12 protein-coding genes are annotated in these 13747 nt (G+C 43.5%); 4 read left to right on the top strand and 8 right to left on the bottom strand.

Annotation, left to right across the window (positions count from 1 at the left end; all coding sequences use genetic code 11):
* Window positions 1–7 precede the first annotated feature (7 nt).
* Together HUO09_RS07895 and HUO09_RS07890 are read right to left on the bottom strand one after the other, a co-directional pair.
* Window positions 8–1567 (bottom strand): bifunctional UDP-sugar hydrolase/5'-nucleotidase, encoded by a 1560-nt coding sequence (locus HUO09_RS07895; RefSeq protein WP_188233574.1) that lies wholly within the window; start codon window positions 1565–1567, stop codon window positions 8–10.
* Window positions 1568–1721: 154 nt separating this feature from the next.
* Window positions 1722–2510, bottom strand: a complete 789-nt coding sequence (locus HUO09_RS07890) for a helix-turn-helix domain-containing protein (protein WP_188233573.1) — start codon at window positions 2508–2510, stop codon at window positions 1722–1724.
* A gap of 238 nt (window positions 2511–2748) precedes the next feature.
* Between HUO09_RS07890 and HUO09_RS07885 the strand changes: the two genes are divergently transcribed.
* The gene (locus HUO09_RS07885) at window positions 2749–3327 is read left to right on the top strand and encodes an isochorismatase family protein (protein ID WP_188233572.1); all 579 of its coding nucleotides are present in this window, start codon (window positions 2749–2751) and stop codon (window positions 3325–3327) included.
* 191 nt (window positions 3328–3518) lie between these two features.
* On the opposite strand, the gene HUO09_RS07880 is transcribed toward HUO09_RS07885, so the two are convergent.
* Window positions 3519–4742: an MFS transporter gene (locus HUO09_RS07880; RefSeq protein ID WP_188233571.1), complete on the bottom strand. Its 1224-nt coding sequence runs from the start codon at window positions 4740–4742 to the stop codon at window positions 3519–3521.
* Between the two features lie 263 nt (window positions 4743–5005).
* Here HUO09_RS07880 and HUO09_RS07875 point away from each other — a divergent pair, with 263 nt between their 5' ends.
* Window positions 5006–5500: an acyl-CoA thioesterase gene (locus tag HUO09_RS07875; protein WP_188233570.1), complete on the top strand. Its 495-nt coding sequence runs from the start codon at window positions 5006–5008 to the stop codon at window positions 5498–5500.
* 134 nt (window positions 5501–5634) lie between these two features.
* Here HUO09_RS07875 and HUO09_RS07870 read toward each other — a convergent pair whose 3' ends face one another.
* The 3 genes from HUO09_RS07870 to dgcN are packed head-to-tail and all read right to left on the bottom strand — an operon-like array spanning window position 5635 to window position 8480.
* Window positions 5635–6492 (bottom strand): D-amino-acid transaminase, encoded by an 858-nt coding sequence (locus tag HUO09_RS07870; RefSeq protein ID WP_188233569.1) that lies wholly within the window; start codon window positions 6490–6492, stop codon window positions 5635–5637.
* A gap of 9 nt (window positions 6493–6501) precedes the next feature.
* A complete protein-coding gene (gene dgcA, locus HUO09_RS07865; RefSeq protein WP_188233568.1) occupies window positions 6502–7476 on the bottom strand; it encodes an N-acetyl-D-Glu racemase DgcA in 975 nt (324 codons plus the stop codon).
* Entirely contained in the window at window positions 7476–8480 is a 1005-nt protein-coding gene (gene dgcN, locus HUO09_RS07860; RefSeq protein WP_188233567.1) for an N-acetyltransferase DgcN, read from the bottom strand. Before dgcN ends, dgcA begins: the two co-directional genes overlap by 1 nt.
* A gap of 898 nt (window positions 8481–9378) precedes the next feature.
* Between dgcN and alr the strand changes: the two genes are divergently transcribed.
* Window positions 9379–10458, top strand: a complete 1080-nt coding sequence (gene alr / locus HUO09_RS07855) for an alanine racemase (protein ID WP_167410334.1) — start codon at window positions 9379–9381, stop codon at window positions 10456–10458.
* A gap of 170 nt (window positions 10459–10628) precedes the next feature.
* On the top strand, window positions 10629–10880 hold the full coding sequence (locus HUO09_RS07850; protein ID WP_102941821.1) for a hypothetical protein: 252 nt from the start codon (window positions 10629–10631) through the stop codon (window positions 10878–10880).
* A 323-nt stretch (window positions 10881–11203) separates the two neighbouring features.
* Here HUO09_RS07850 and malG read toward each other — a convergent pair whose 3' ends face one another.
* Window positions 11204–12094: a maltose ABC transporter permease MalG gene (malG, locus tag HUO09_RS07845; RefSeq protein WP_188233566.1), complete on the bottom strand. Its 891-nt coding sequence runs from the start codon at window positions 12092–12094 to the stop codon at window positions 11204–11206.
* An 11-nt stretch (window positions 12095–12105) separates the two neighbouring features.
* Window positions 12106–13680: a maltose ABC transporter permease MalF gene (gene malF, locus HUO09_RS07840; RefSeq protein ID WP_188233565.1), complete on the bottom strand. Its 1575-nt coding sequence runs from the start codon at window positions 13678–13680 to the stop codon at window positions 12106–12108.
* Between the last annotated feature and the right edge of the window lie 67 nt (window positions 13681–13747).

The following is a 13747-nucleotide window of genomic DNA, read 5'->3' as shown; positions in this document are numbered from 1 at the left end:
CATGTGATTATTGAGACACGTCTACTTGGCGACCTAGCTTTGGAACTGTCACTTTTTTCTTCGCTTTGAACTGGTCAATTAACGTCTGTGTGATTGAACCACTTTCAGATAACAGTTTGCCATCGGCAAACACTTTATAACCATCACCACCGCTTGCTGCATAAGAGTATGTTGCCACTTTATAGGTTTGAGTGTCTTTCACTGGCTTACCTTGAATTTTCAATGACAATAGGCGTTGACCTTCCGGTTTCTTGCCATTATATTTTGCCTCAATACCAGAGAATTGCGCTAAGCCGTAAGGCAACTTGTAGCTATATTCCAGTAGTTCTTTAACTTGCTTACCTGTCAACTCAACCACTGACAACTTATCAGTAAACGGAAACAGATCCATCACGTTTTCCATCGTAACAGGGCCTTTGTTCAAGTCCACACGAATGCTGCCTGAACTGATCATACTTAAATCTGCGTCTCCCGCTTCGCGCATCATATCCGCGACTAAGTTACCAACGTTTGATTCGCGGTAGTATCGACGGAATGCCGTTTTATCAATTGTCGCTAGTTCTTGATTCAGTTCAGGGTATTGAGATCTTGCACTATCAATTAGCTGACTGGTCTTTGGATCCCGATTTAACTTATCGGATTCAACAGGGATCAATTTTCCTTCCAGCAAATTAACACTGCGTTTATCTGTATCGACTGCAAATTTGGTGTAACCAAGGTATTTGCCTTGCCCGAAGGTTAATCCAATGACCGTACCTGTTTTAGGATGCACCACAGGCTTCCACAAACCATGATCAGAATGGCCACCAAAGATAACATCAACACCCTTTAACTTACCTGCCATTGCATAGTCTTCATCGAATCCACGTTGTACTTCGGGATCCGCTTCTTTGTCCGTCTGCATCGGCGCTGTTTTGTTCTGGTGCGTTAATACAACCACCATATCCACTTCGTCACGAATCTTGTCAACCCAGAATTGCGTCACTTCTGTAGGGTCATCAACGGTTAAGCCTTTGCGGTTCCCTTTCCACATTGTGTTATAAAAAGCATCCACACCCATTACACCAATAACCCCGATACGAATGCCGTTGCGTTCAATAATGGTATATGGCTGTGCAAATGGAGCGTTGTTTTGTTCGAACTTAATGTTTGCGTTCAGTACTGGGTAAGCCGCTCTTGGCATATTTTGTTTGAGCGTTTCCCAGCCATATTCAAACTCATGGTTACCTAGTGTTATCGCGTCGTATCCCATTGCACTGTATAGGTCAAACGAGAGTTTCCCTTTAGTTTTTTTAGCCAGCGACCCAGTAAAGATATCACCCGCGTCGAGTAGAAAGCTGGTCTCTTCTTTTGCTCGCACTTCCTTTATTAATGTGGCTAAGTAAGGAATGCCACCAATACGGGCTATATCAGGGTTCCAGAAGGCATCCACAGGTTCGTAAACACTTTCAATATCATTGGTGTGGAGTAAAGTTACATTACGAATTTCAGCAAATGCGTTATTAGATACACCAATGAAGGTTGCCACTAATGACAATACCAACGGTGGGGAGATTTTATTTTTCATAATCTGTTCCGTATAAAGTGAAAAGCAAAATGTGACATGATTAGTGTCGAGCAGATTATGGGCAGGACCATACTTGCTTCATTTGAGTCACGTCACATCGCGTACACGGAAAGAAGGAATTAATTCCCGGAGTTTCTTTTTGTGTTGGTAGGTTTTACAGCAACCGATTCTTATATTGCTCCGGCGTTTGACCGGAGTATTTCTTAAACATGGCAATAAACGGGCTGGCTTGGTTGTATCCCAAGGTTAAGGCGACCTCTTTGACCGAATGACCACTTCGTAATAAATCCATTGAATGAAGATAGCGAACACGCAAACGCCACTCAGTAAAACTCATACCGAGTTCTGCCTGACAATATCTGGCAAGCGTTCGCTCGGTAGTGTGTACTCGCTCTGCCCACTGCTGCAAGCTGGTGTTATCAGTCGGATTTTCTTCCACTGTAGCTAAGATTGGTGCCAAATATTTGTGGTGGCTGGACGGCAAAAAGTGCTGCTGCATTTCGCGAGTGGCAAGCTGATCAATCAGTACCTGCAACAGACGTTTGTCTTCGACACTTTCCGCCACACCGATTTCGCGCATGCGGAAGTCATCAATAATCGCCGTAACAATCGGAGTAACTTTAATTAAGCTGGTTCGGGTTGGAAAAGCGTGCGTCATTTCAGCTGAAATATTAATCGAGCAATAATCCAGAGGCTTGCGGTTAAAACTCTTGTGTCGTGTTCCCGCTGGAACCCAAATTGCGAGATGAGGCGGGGCAAGAAAACGGGTATCTTCCGCTTCCATTTCTAAAATGCCACCAGCAATTAACTGAACCTGCCCCCAAGTGTGGCTGTGCACGCGCGTTTCGGTGTTTGACAAAAACGCTTCAAAGTTCATGAACACGTCTGAAGGCGCCTTAGCAATTGCTAGGGAGGGATGAAGGTTTCTCGCCTGTTTTTTCACTCTGCTTTCCTTATCGGAGCTATTTCTCTTTAACGAGCTATGTTTCTTTAAAGAGCGATGTCTTTTTAACGATATTTATCAGGTGAAAGACTTTAAACGAGATGGAAGCAGAGATCAAAAGCCTTACTCAGCGAAATGAAGAAAACGACCTCTATCGGGATCAATTTGACTGCATGCCCAAGAAATTAGTGGTTATAATGCGACCTTCATTTGGCTGAAAGTAAAGGATTACAGTGACATGACGGATTCGACCACTAAAGGGGATGGGAGCAACGAAGCCCTGTTGATCATTGATATGCAGATAGGCTGTTTCCACACACCAAGACACGACAGCGAAGGCGTTATTTCAAGAATCAATAAGCTTTCTCATGCTTTCCGCGCTAAAAACTTGCCCGTTATTTTCATTCAGCATAATGGCATCAAAGAAAACTACCTGTTGCCGGGCACAGAAGACTTTGAAATCGTTAGAGAGCTTGTCATCAGTGATGCAGATTACAACGTAGAGAAGACCGTAAATGGCGCTTTCTATCAGACGAATTTGAAAGCGATTTTAGACTCATTAAATGTTGGAACCCTTTATATCACAGGGTTAGCGACTGATTTCTGTGTTAACTCAACCATTCACGCCGCGCTAATAGAAGACTTCAATATTGTGGTGGTTTCCGATTGCCACACCACCGCTGACAAACTGGAGATGAGCGCCAGTGACATCATCAAATTCCACAATTTCATTTGGTCCAACTTAACACCGACAGAAGGTGTTATTTCACTTAAAACCCACGAAGAAATTCTGAACAACGGCGAGACGCTTGGTTAATTATCCCAACATATATTTTTCTTCTTTATGTCCAAAAATTGTACGTTTAATACCATTTAGGGTGTCTCGTTTTGACACTGCAGAGTAAGGGTATTGCTGTGGCGCACTTTGTACAGGCAATACCCTATTCTTCCTTCACACCATAAACGAACAGAGCCTTTCTCTCTATACCCGTTGCGGTCATGCTCCGACTATATTTTTGAAGCTTTGAGCTTACCTACTTTTGCAGCAGCTAAAGCTAACGCGGCCAAGATCAAAGGGACGAAGGATACCCACAACACCATCTGCCAGCCGTAAGCACTTAACAGCCCGCCAGATGAAAAAGATCCGATCGCCATCAAACCAAAAATAATGAAGTCATTGAGCGACTGAACGCGATTTTTCTCTTCCGGTTTATGACATTCCAATACCAATGCAGAAGCGCCTAGAAAGCCAAAGTTCCATCCAATGCCCAGTAAAATGAGTAACCACCAGAAGTGATTGACATCGACGCCCAACAAACCAACAACCGCAGAAAAGCCGGTCAAAACAATGCCTACTGCGGAAATACGCACTGCGCCAAATCGCGCTATGAGTTTTCCGGTGAAAAAACTCGGGGCATACATAGCAATCACATGCCATTGAATACCTAAGTTTGACGACTCATGGCTGTGACCGTGCATATGCATCGCGAGCGGGGCTGCCGTCATAAGAAAGTTCATGATCATGTATGACGCTGCACCACACACCACAGCAGAAATAAAGCGCGGTTGAAGTGCAATTTCCATTAATGGTCTTCCTCCACCATGCAGCTCTTTTACAGCCGGAGACTGAACACCATATAAGATCACACCAGAAATCACGGCCACCGCTGCCTGTGCAAGGAAAGTGGCAGCAAACATTTTTTCTGGCCACAGATACATGGTTTGTGTCACTAACTGCGGCCCGATAACACCTGCAACAATACCACCAGCCATCACAAGCGAAAGGGCTTGAGGTCGTTTCTCTGGCGGTAAGCCATCCGTTACGGCAAAACGAAAAGAGAGAACAACGGCAGCGTAAGCGCCACCTAGCAGGGTCGAGAGGCAAAACAACCAGAACCATTCGGTGAACATAGCAGCCATCGCCAACAAACCTGTTAACACACCTGCAACGGACCCCGCCATAAACGCCGCTTTTCGTCCGTATTTTCTTGCTAACTCTCCGGCAGGGAAAACACACAAAGCCATACCCACAACGAAAATTGAAATAGGCAATGTAGCGAGTAAAGGAGAAGGCGCCAGCATACTTCCGACAATCGCACCGGTCGCAAATACAACTACTGAATTCGCCCCAGCCAACGCTTGTGCCAATGTTAAACGCCATAAATTGGAACGACTTACGTCAGGACTAAGCAGCGCGGGGTCAGAGATTGTCGAATGCGATTCGTTAGACATGAATTTTACTTTCCTTGTATGACTTCTATTTCTTGTAGGAGCATATTAGATCAGTAGCAAAGCTCAAAGGCTTATTCACTATTCAACTCTCGTGTTCTCTACACATCCCATATTGAGTTTTTAACCATCACATCATGCTTGTTTGAAATATGTAAAAGAATGGTAGTCAATTCATTAACTTTCAGGTTATCGTAATTGCGTTTCAACATACGGTTGGATCACTTCAAGGTATGGTTGTTTGGGCAAAGCAAAAGGAATCGCCGATGAGTAATGGCAAAAGAGAAAGCACCCTTCGTTTTTTAGCAGAACCTGGCGATGTGAACTTCGGCGGTAAAGTTCATGGTGGCGCAGTGATGAAATGGATCGACTTAGCAGCGTACGCTTGTTCTGCCGCTTGGAGCGGTAAATATTGTATTACGGCATATGCTGGCGGCATCCGTTTTGTTGCCCCGATTCATGTCGGTAATATCGTAGAAGTGAGCGCTAAGGTTATCTACACAGGTAAAACCTCGATGCACATTGCCATTGACGTACAAGCCAGTGATCCCAAAGAACTTAAGAACCGTTTAACCACACACTGCATTGTTATCATGGTTGCTGTTGACGAAAATGGTAAACCAACCGCCGTTCCTGAATGGGTACCAGAAACCCCTGAAGATATCGCTCTTCGCAACTCGGCAATTAGACTAATGAACATGCGAACAGAAATTGGTGAAGAGATGGAAGCGCATGTGAAATACCTTAAAGCTAACGGATAAAAAAAAACCCGACTACTGTCGGGTGTTTTGCTTTACTTATTTACCTAGCCAAACTCACGCTGTATTTATTATTGCTTCATTGTTCACCGAAACATAAAAGTTCAAATGAACACGTAGCGGTGTTAAGTGATGTGTTATTCCGCAAGCTCTTGTGCTGTTTTTATATAGATATCACGCAGTTTTAGAGCGATTTCTCCCGGCTTGCCACTGCCAACAGGCTTGTCATCAATGGCGACCACTGGCCAGACAAACGTTGTTGCAGAACTGATGAACGCCTCTTTCGCTTTATAAGCTTCATCGATTGTGAATAGACGTTCTTCAATAGTTAGGTTGAGCTCTTGAGCAAGTTTCATCAATGAAGCTCGGGTGATTCCATGCAAGATATCGTTACTTAGAGGACGGGTAACCAAGGTATTTTCCTGAGTTACGATATAAGCATTACTCGAGCCACCTTCGGTAACAAAACCATCTTCAATTAACCAGACATCCTCAGCACCCGAAGCATGAGCAGCTTGTTTTGCCAAACAGGCCGGCAATAGGCTAGTTGTTTTAATATCACGACGTCGCCAACGGATATCATCAAACGAGATCACTTTAATACCCGTTTGAGCCTTAGGGCTGTTGATCAGGCTTCTTGACTGAGTAAATAGCACCAAGGTTGGTTCTATGTCATCACTGTATGAAAAGTCTCGATCACCTTCATCACCACGCGTCAATTGCAGATAAATGCCACCTTCAACCAAAGCGTTTCTTTTTATTAGCTCTTGTTGAATATCCATCAGTTGCTTCCCTGTTACAGGCAGTTTGATACCGAGCTCTTTTGCCGAGCGTTCTAAACGCGCAAGATGGCCTTGATGGTCAATGAGCTTGCCACCCAATACAGCAGTGACTTCGTAAACAGCATCAGCAAAGAGAAAACCACGGTCAAATACCGAGACTTTTGCTTCACTTTCCGCAACGAATTCACCATTTAGATATACGATTCGTTCCATTTTTTCTCCCTACCCCCACAGCTTTTGTTGAAAGGGCATCATAGAATTGTTTTCAAACTCAAATCCGTTTTCGATATCTTCACTAAGCAGCAACGGGCCATCAAGATCGACCACTTCAGCACCTTGAGCCACAACAAAAGCTGGAGCCATACTTAATGAAGAAGAAACCATGCAACCGACCATGACTCGCAATCCCAATGATTGAGCTTGATCTTTTAGCTTCAGTGCTTCGGTTAAACCGCCGGTTTTGTCGAGCTTAATGTTGATCATGTCATACATACCAACGGCCTTCTCCAGACTGTTTCTGTCGTGACAAGATTCATCGGCACAAATAGGAATTGGGCGCTCTAGCGAAGCCAAGACCGAGTCTTCATCAGCATGAAATGGCTGCTCTATCATCGCCACATCCAGCTTTATCAGTTCTGGAATAAGCTGCTTGTAGGTTTCTACCGTCCACGCTTCATTGGCATCAAGAATAATTTTTGCATTGGGTGCACCACGACGAACCGCTTGCACACGCGCTAAATCTTCTGGCCCACCCAGCTTGAGTTTGAGCAGAGGTCGCCCAGAATTTTCAATCGCCGTTTTCTCCATATTTTCAGGAGTATCTAACGAAAGCGTGTAGGCTGTGGTGAGTGGCTCGGCGGCTAAACCGACCTTCGCCCAGATAGATTGCTTGTCTTGTTTACATTCAAGATCCCAGAGCGCGCAATCCACCGCATTTCTCGCCGCACCAGCAGGAAGGAGTGGTTGTAACTGCTCGCGCGTAATACCAGTTTCAATATCTGCAATAACATCGGTGATTTGCTGCAATACACTTGCGATGGATTCACCATAGCGGGCATAAGGAACGCATTCCCCCCGCCCAGTCATACCTTGGTGTTCAATCTCAACAATGATGGTTTCAGCTTGAGTTTTACTGCCTCGGGAGATAGTAAAACTGCCACGAATTGGCCAACTTTGTGTGTAGAGTTTTACCTTCATTACAGCTCCAGAAGCTTATCAACAATACGAGCAACACCTTGGCGGAATGGATCGACAACAGGTAAACCTATTTCTGATTCCACTTTGTCCATATACGCCATTGCATCAACTTCGCTCAAACCTGAGGTATTGATAGATACACCTACAAACTTCACCGCAGGGTTAGTTAAACGAGCCGTGGCAATGTTCGCTTCCATGCACACTTTAAGATCAGGTAATTGATAATCAGGTAAGCCACGCATATGTGCGCGAGTCGGTTCATGACAAAGTACCAGAGCATCAGCTTGTGAACCATGAATAAGACCCGTTGTGACACCTGCAAAAGAAGCATGGAATAGCGAACCCTGACCTTCAATAACGTCCCAATGTTGTGGATCGTTTTCCGGTGTAATGGTTTCAATTGCTCCGGCAATAAAGTCTGCTACGACACAGTCTGCGCTAACACCAGCTCCGGTAATCAAAATACCCGTCTGGCCGGTGGCACGAAAATCAGCATCAACGCCACGCTCTTTCATCTCTTTTTCTATTGCAAGTGAGGTGTACATTTTACCAACAGAGCAGTCTGTACCTACTGTCAGGACTCTTTTACCAGAACGCGTTTTGCCATTCGCTACAGGATAAGCTTGTGATGGGTAACGAACATCATAAAGTGCACAACCGTTCTTTTTCGCACACTCAACAAGTTCAGGGATGTCTGCCAATTTGTTGTGCAGACCCGCTGCGATATCCATCCCAGCTTCAAGAGCTTCGATAAGAACTGAAATCCACTCTTTAGAAATCACACCACCACGGTTAGCAACCCCAATAACGAGCGTTTGTGCACCCGCTTCTTTCGCTTGCGCTACCGATAGGTCTTGCAGGCCAACGTCGGCATTACACGCCTCAAGACGTAATTGCCCAACACAATACTCAGGGCGCCAAGTTTTAATACCCTGCGCGACTTTGGCGGCAAGAGAATCTGCAGCATCACCCAAAAACAATAAATAAGGTTGTTTAAGTTCCATCTTTCAATACTCCATTTTGGTCATTCTAGACCAGATAGTAATTTCAACTTCTTTTACAACCTACAGCTTAATATCCTTATCAACAATAGGGGAAGATGGGTAAACATATTCAAAATTATTTATAAAAGTAAATTTTTATGCACATTTGATTCATAATATTTATATATTAAGCATAAATATGCAAACTTGCAGTTTTTTAGAAAATATCGGAAGCAAATGAAAATTAAGAAATATATGAAAGCAACTCTGCTCTAAATCGAAAGATTGTTTTACTGACCGATCAAATAGTTGTTATATCTAAAATTCACTCAAACAAAATCAATGGTGTTTAACTCCAACTACTACCATATTTTCAGATTTTTCTATTTTGTGATCTAGAGCAACAATAAACAATTTTGTATACAACTTAACCTTAAATTCAAGGTGTACGGACATCGGATGTTTTCTCATAAACATAGAGAAAACATCCCAAACACCCCATTTTGTAATAACTTTAGATTGTTGCTCGTTAAAATACATGAGTAATCAGGTTAAATTCTTTTGCACAAAACAGTGATCAACATTACTTTTTTACCAGAAATGAAATAAATTTTTTAATCTAACAACAGTCAAACATTAAGAATATTATTCTTTTCGGATGGCCAGTAAGCCACTTTGTTAGAAATAAAAGGTAACCAGTGGTTTTATCCATACACAAAACTCCAAAATAGTGGTAATGACTACAATGTACTCAGACCTTGGCATGGTCTGTTTATTATTAAATAAATGTATAAAATCTTTTGCTGCGAGCATTGGCTTGCTGTTGGAGAAACAAACATTACTCAGTATGATAGCTACTCTTTAGTAAGCCCCATTTCTGAGCTGCAATGGAAACAAGGTAAAAATTAGGACGGATTCAATGATCACAGCTGAAGCTCTTATCAATCTAAAAGCGCTTAGTGATAACTATGACTTGCTAAAAAAGAAATGTGGAAACAAGCCAGTTGTTGCGGTTATTAAAGGTGATGCTTACGGTCACAATGCTGTAAAGACAGCACAGGCTCTGGCGCAGGCAGACGTATTTGCCGTTTCTCGTATTGAGGAAGCCCAAGAGTTAAGAAATGCAGGTATTCAACAACCTATTCTGCTTCTTGAAGGTTGCTTTTGTAAGGACGATTTGGAAACCGCTTCACGTGAAGGCTTTCAAACCGCTATTCACTGCCAAGAACAGCTGGACGATCTGAAAAATGCTACGTTAGCGAAGCCCATCATGGTATGGCTTAAGCTGGATACGGGTATGCACCGTCTGGGTGTTCAACCATGTGAACTGAATGATTATGTTGAACAGATTGAAGCGACGGGTAAGCTGTCAGGTCCAGTTGGGTTCATGAGTCACTTTAGCTGTGCCGATGATCTTTCTTCTGCATCTACACAAAAGCAAATCGATCTGTTTTTGTCGCAAACCTCTCATTTCCCAGGTCCGAAAACTTTGGCAAACTCAGCAGGTATTCTGTACTGGTCTGATTCTCACCTAGATTTCATGCGTGCAGGCATTGCACTGTATGGCATCAGTCCGAATGAAAGTGAGACAGGTAAAGCGTATGGTCTGCATTGTGGTATGACTTTAACCTCAAAGCTTATCGCGGTTCGTAAACACAAAGCCAATCAACCTGTTGGTTATGGTGAAACTTGGACATCACAGCGTGATACCTACATTGGTGTGGTTGCTATGGGTTATGGTGATGGGTATCCGAGAACAGCACCAGAAGGTACGCCTGTTTATATTAATGGTCGTATCGTGCCTATTTCAGGCCGAGTATCCATGGATATGATTACCGTAGATTTAGGTCCTGACTCACAAGATAAAGTGGGCGACTGTGTCGAATTCTGGGGTGAAAACTTACCTATTGAGCAGGTTTCAAAGCACATAGGGACGATTCCGTATGAACTCGTCATCAAGCTGACTAAGCGTGTGCACAAAACCTACATCGAAAAATAGTGTATTGACTAAAAAGAGCGTAATTATGATTACGCTCTTTTTATTTGCACCAAGCGTTTAAATTCAGTGCCCTAAGATCTTTCTCCCACCAGAGTTGTTGTCATAGAAGTTTCATTTTTCTCTGATTTAATATGCGTGAAAATTGAATAACCTCACCCGAGAACAAATACATGGCATTGTCCATCAGTGATATTACTTTAAGTGAAAACACCCTCTCCGATTTAAAATCTGTTGAATATCATTGGATTCGGACTATGTATGTAGAAGGTTATCAACCTTCTGAAATCAACCACTACATTCGCACTTGCTTTGGTGGAGATGACACATTCGCTGATCTATTCCGCAAAGTCGCTCTGCAACAAGAAAGCCTGTATGTACTATTACAATACATTGGTTGTGCTCCATCCAGTAAAGAATTTTAGCCTGCTACAGATTGTTCCTACCTAAGTGTCACATCTCTTTTGTCATACGAGTTCGCGTGGTCGATAGTTCGTCATTTCATTAGACCTAACGCGTCACTAAGATTTATGAAAGCTCAGTAAAACGGTTATCGCAGATATAAAAAAACCTGAGCAGAGCTCAGGTCATGGTTACAAAAACCGTTAGTCATTTACAGTAAGGAATTGATCTAACAGCCAGCTATGCGTAACGCCAGAAGTTATGTATCTAACTTAACTGATCAGCGGCCAAACCAAGTTGTTAAGCAGACACAAAATGGGCGACCTTACAGTCGCCCTTATCGTTGTTATCCTTTCACACCACCGGCCGTGAGTCCTCCGACTAGCCAACGCTGCGCAAGCAAGAATACGATAGTAATTGGTAAAGCAGATAACACTGCCGCTGCCGCAAAGTCTCCCCATAAGTAGTTTTGAGGGTACAAATACTGCTGCATACCAACCGCAAGTGTGTAAGAGTCTACATCAGAAAGTAACAAAGATGCCACTGGAACCTCACCCACAACACCGATAAATGAGAGAATAAACACAACTGCCAAAATCGGTACCGAAAGAGGTAACAGTACTAAACGGAATGCTTGCCATGGTGTCGCACCATCAAGCGCCGCGGCCTCTTCCAATGAAAGGTCAATCGTTTCAAAGTAACCTTTGATTGTCCACACATGCAGCGCGATACCGCCCAAGTAAGAGAAAATCAAACCGCCGTGAGTGTTCAAACCAAGGAATGGAATGTACTGACCTAACTTATCAAACAATGCGTATAGAGCCACCAGCGCCAATACCGCAGGGAACATCTGGAAAATCATCATCGCTTTCAAAATAGTGCTCTTGCCTTTGAACTTCATACGAGCAAAAGCGTAGGCAGAAGTGGTGGAAAGCGCGACGATCAACACTGAACTGATGGCTGCCACTTTCACTGAGTTCCATAACCATGTAAGAACAGGGAATGGAGGCGGAGTGACTGAACCGTCAGCATTCTCAACGGCAATACCTAACGCCAGTTTCCAGTGCTCTAGTGACGGATTTTCCGGAATTAAGCTACCCGTTGCGAAGTTACCTTCACGGAAAGAAATCGCCACAATCATCAGTAATGGGAAGATGATTAAAGCTAGAAATGCCCACAGCGCGATGTGCGTCGCCAACACTCTGTATTTTAAGGTTTTACCTTGTACCATAGCCATTGTGCGACTCCTTAATCTTGTTCTAGCTTAGTGAAACGAAGGTTGAGTAGTGCTAAACCACCCACTAACAAGAAGATCAGTGTTGCGATTGCACTTGCCAGACCGAAATCTTGACCGCCACCACCTTCAAACGCGATACGGTATGTATAGCTTACCAATAGGTCGGTATAACCCGCAGGCTCTGAAGTGCCAATCATATTCGGGCCACCTTGCGTCAAGAGCTGAATCATCACAAAGTTATTGAAGTTAAAAGCAAAACTCGCAATCAAAAGCGGCGTCATTGGCTTAATCATCAAAGGCAATGTGATGCGAGTGAAGTTGCTCATAAAGTTTGAACCATCAATGGCCGATGCTTCGTATAAATCATCTGGTATCGCTTTTAGAAGCCCCATACAAAGAATCATCATGTAAGGAAAACCTAGCCATGTGTTTACTACTAGCACCATGGTTTTTGCGAGCAGCGGATCTGAGAACCAAGATGGGCTAATACCAAACATAGCTTGAAGCACCATATTGATTTCACCGAAGCTTTGGTTAAACAAACCCTTAAAGATCAGAATCGAAATGAATGCTGGTACTGCGTATGGAAGAATCAACAATACTCGGTAAATTGCTCTACCTTTCAACGCTTCCCACTGCACAACACTCGCCAGCACCAAACCGATAAGCAGAGTGAACACGACAGTCAACAAAGAGAAAATAACTGTCCAAATGAAGATGCTGATAAAGGGTTCTTTAATACCATCATCTTTCCATACACGTTCAAAGTTATGAGTACCGATGGAAACAACAAAGCCTGGTGATACCGTTGAGCCAACAAACTGACCATTCTCATCTACAGGTTGGTAGAAACCGACATCCATGTTTGGACGCAGTACTTCACCTGTTTCTTGGTTCGTTAGAGTGACACCATCTTCCTGCATTTTGTATAGCGGTAATACCGCAGCGAACTTACGCAATCCACTCATGCGAATGTCATTACCATCAGGGAAATGGAGATCGAACTCACTCAAAGCAGAGCGGTTACTGATAATGGTTTTAATTGGTGCTTTTTTACCTGATACAGACTGTTCAGCAGGCGTAAGGTTTAACTCACGACTTGCAGCATTCAATGAAAATGCTTCTGTCACATATTGAGTGTCACCATCTTTAATCGTGATCTGAAAACCTGCGTCGGTCTCATACAGATCAAATGAGTAACTCTGACCGCTCTGGAATGTTCGATCCATCAATACAGACTGAGCACGTTCTAAAGAGAGTTGATTCTTAGCGCTATAGTTGGTGAAAGCCAAGTTAACGGTGTACGCCAATGGGAAAAGGATGAACAGAATCATCCCAGCGACACCTGGGTAGATATAGCGATGGGCGTAAGTTTTCTTACTGCCAAAAATATAAAGTGCTAATGCGGTAAGAAAGAGTGTAAGTAACGCAAAGGCAGACTCACCGCGCGAATACATAAGAATGGATGCATAACCATTAACCACACCAACAGTCCCTAACGCTGCCCACTTAAGTAGTGCGCGCTTATTAGAAGATGACGGTGTTGATGGTGTTGGCATCGCTTCTGAACCTTGAACTGACTGCATAGTACAACCTGCTAGCGAAATAAACTGAGAAAGTAGGGAGGAGTTACCCCCTCCCCAAAAGTAGAAC

Source organism: Vibrio sp. Y2-5 (genome assembly GCF_014596725.1).
Classification (GTDB): Bacteria; Pseudomonadota; Gammaproteobacteria; order Enterobacterales; family Vibrionaceae; genus Vibrio.
This window is presented reverse-complemented; position numbering and strand designations above follow the sequence as displayed.

Excerpts from the sequence above, each read along its gene's own strand:
- HUO09_RS07895 (WP_188233574.1), bottom strand. The coding sequence starts at position 1,567 with ATGAAAAATAAAATCTCCCCACCGTTGGTATTGTCATTAGTGGCAACC.
- HUO09_RS07885 (WP_188233572.1), top strand. The coding sequence starts at position 2,749 with ATGACGGATTCGACCACTAAAGGGGATGGGAGCAACGAAGCCCTGTTG.
- HUO09_RS07880 (WP_188233571.1), bottom strand. The coding sequence starts at position 4,742 with ATGTCTAACGAATCGCATTCGACAATCTCTGACCCCGCGCTGCTTAGT.
- HUO09_RS07875 (WP_188233570.1), top strand. The coding sequence starts at position 5,006 with ATGAGTAATGGCAAAAGAGAAAGCACCCTTCGTTTTTTAGCAGAACCT.
- HUO09_RS07870 (WP_188233569.1), bottom strand. The coding sequence starts at position 6,492 with ATGGAACGAATCGTATATCTAAATGGTGAATTCGTTGCGGAAAGTGAA.
- dgcA (WP_188233568.1), bottom strand. The coding sequence starts at position 7,476 with ATGAAGGTAAAACTCTACACACAAAGTTGGCCAATTCGTGGCAGTTTT.
- dgcN (WP_188233567.1), bottom strand. The coding sequence starts at position 8,480 with ATGGAACTTAAACAACCTTATTTATTGTTTTTGGGTGATGCTGCAGAT.
- alr (WP_167410334.1), top strand. The coding sequence starts at position 9,379 with ATGATCACAGCTGAAGCTCTTATCAATCTAAAAGCGCTTAGTGATAAC.
- HUO09_RS07850 (WP_102941821.1), top strand. The coding sequence starts at position 10,629 with ATGGCATTGTCCATCAGTGATATTACTTTAAGTGAAAACACCCTCTCC.
- malG (WP_188233566.1), bottom strand. The coding sequence starts at position 12,094 with ATGGCTATGGTACAAGGTAAAACCTTAAAATACAGAGTGTTGGCGACG.
- malF (WP_188233565.1), bottom strand. The coding sequence starts at position 13,680 with ATGCAGTCAGTTCAAGGTTCAGAAGCGATGCCAACACCATCAACACCG.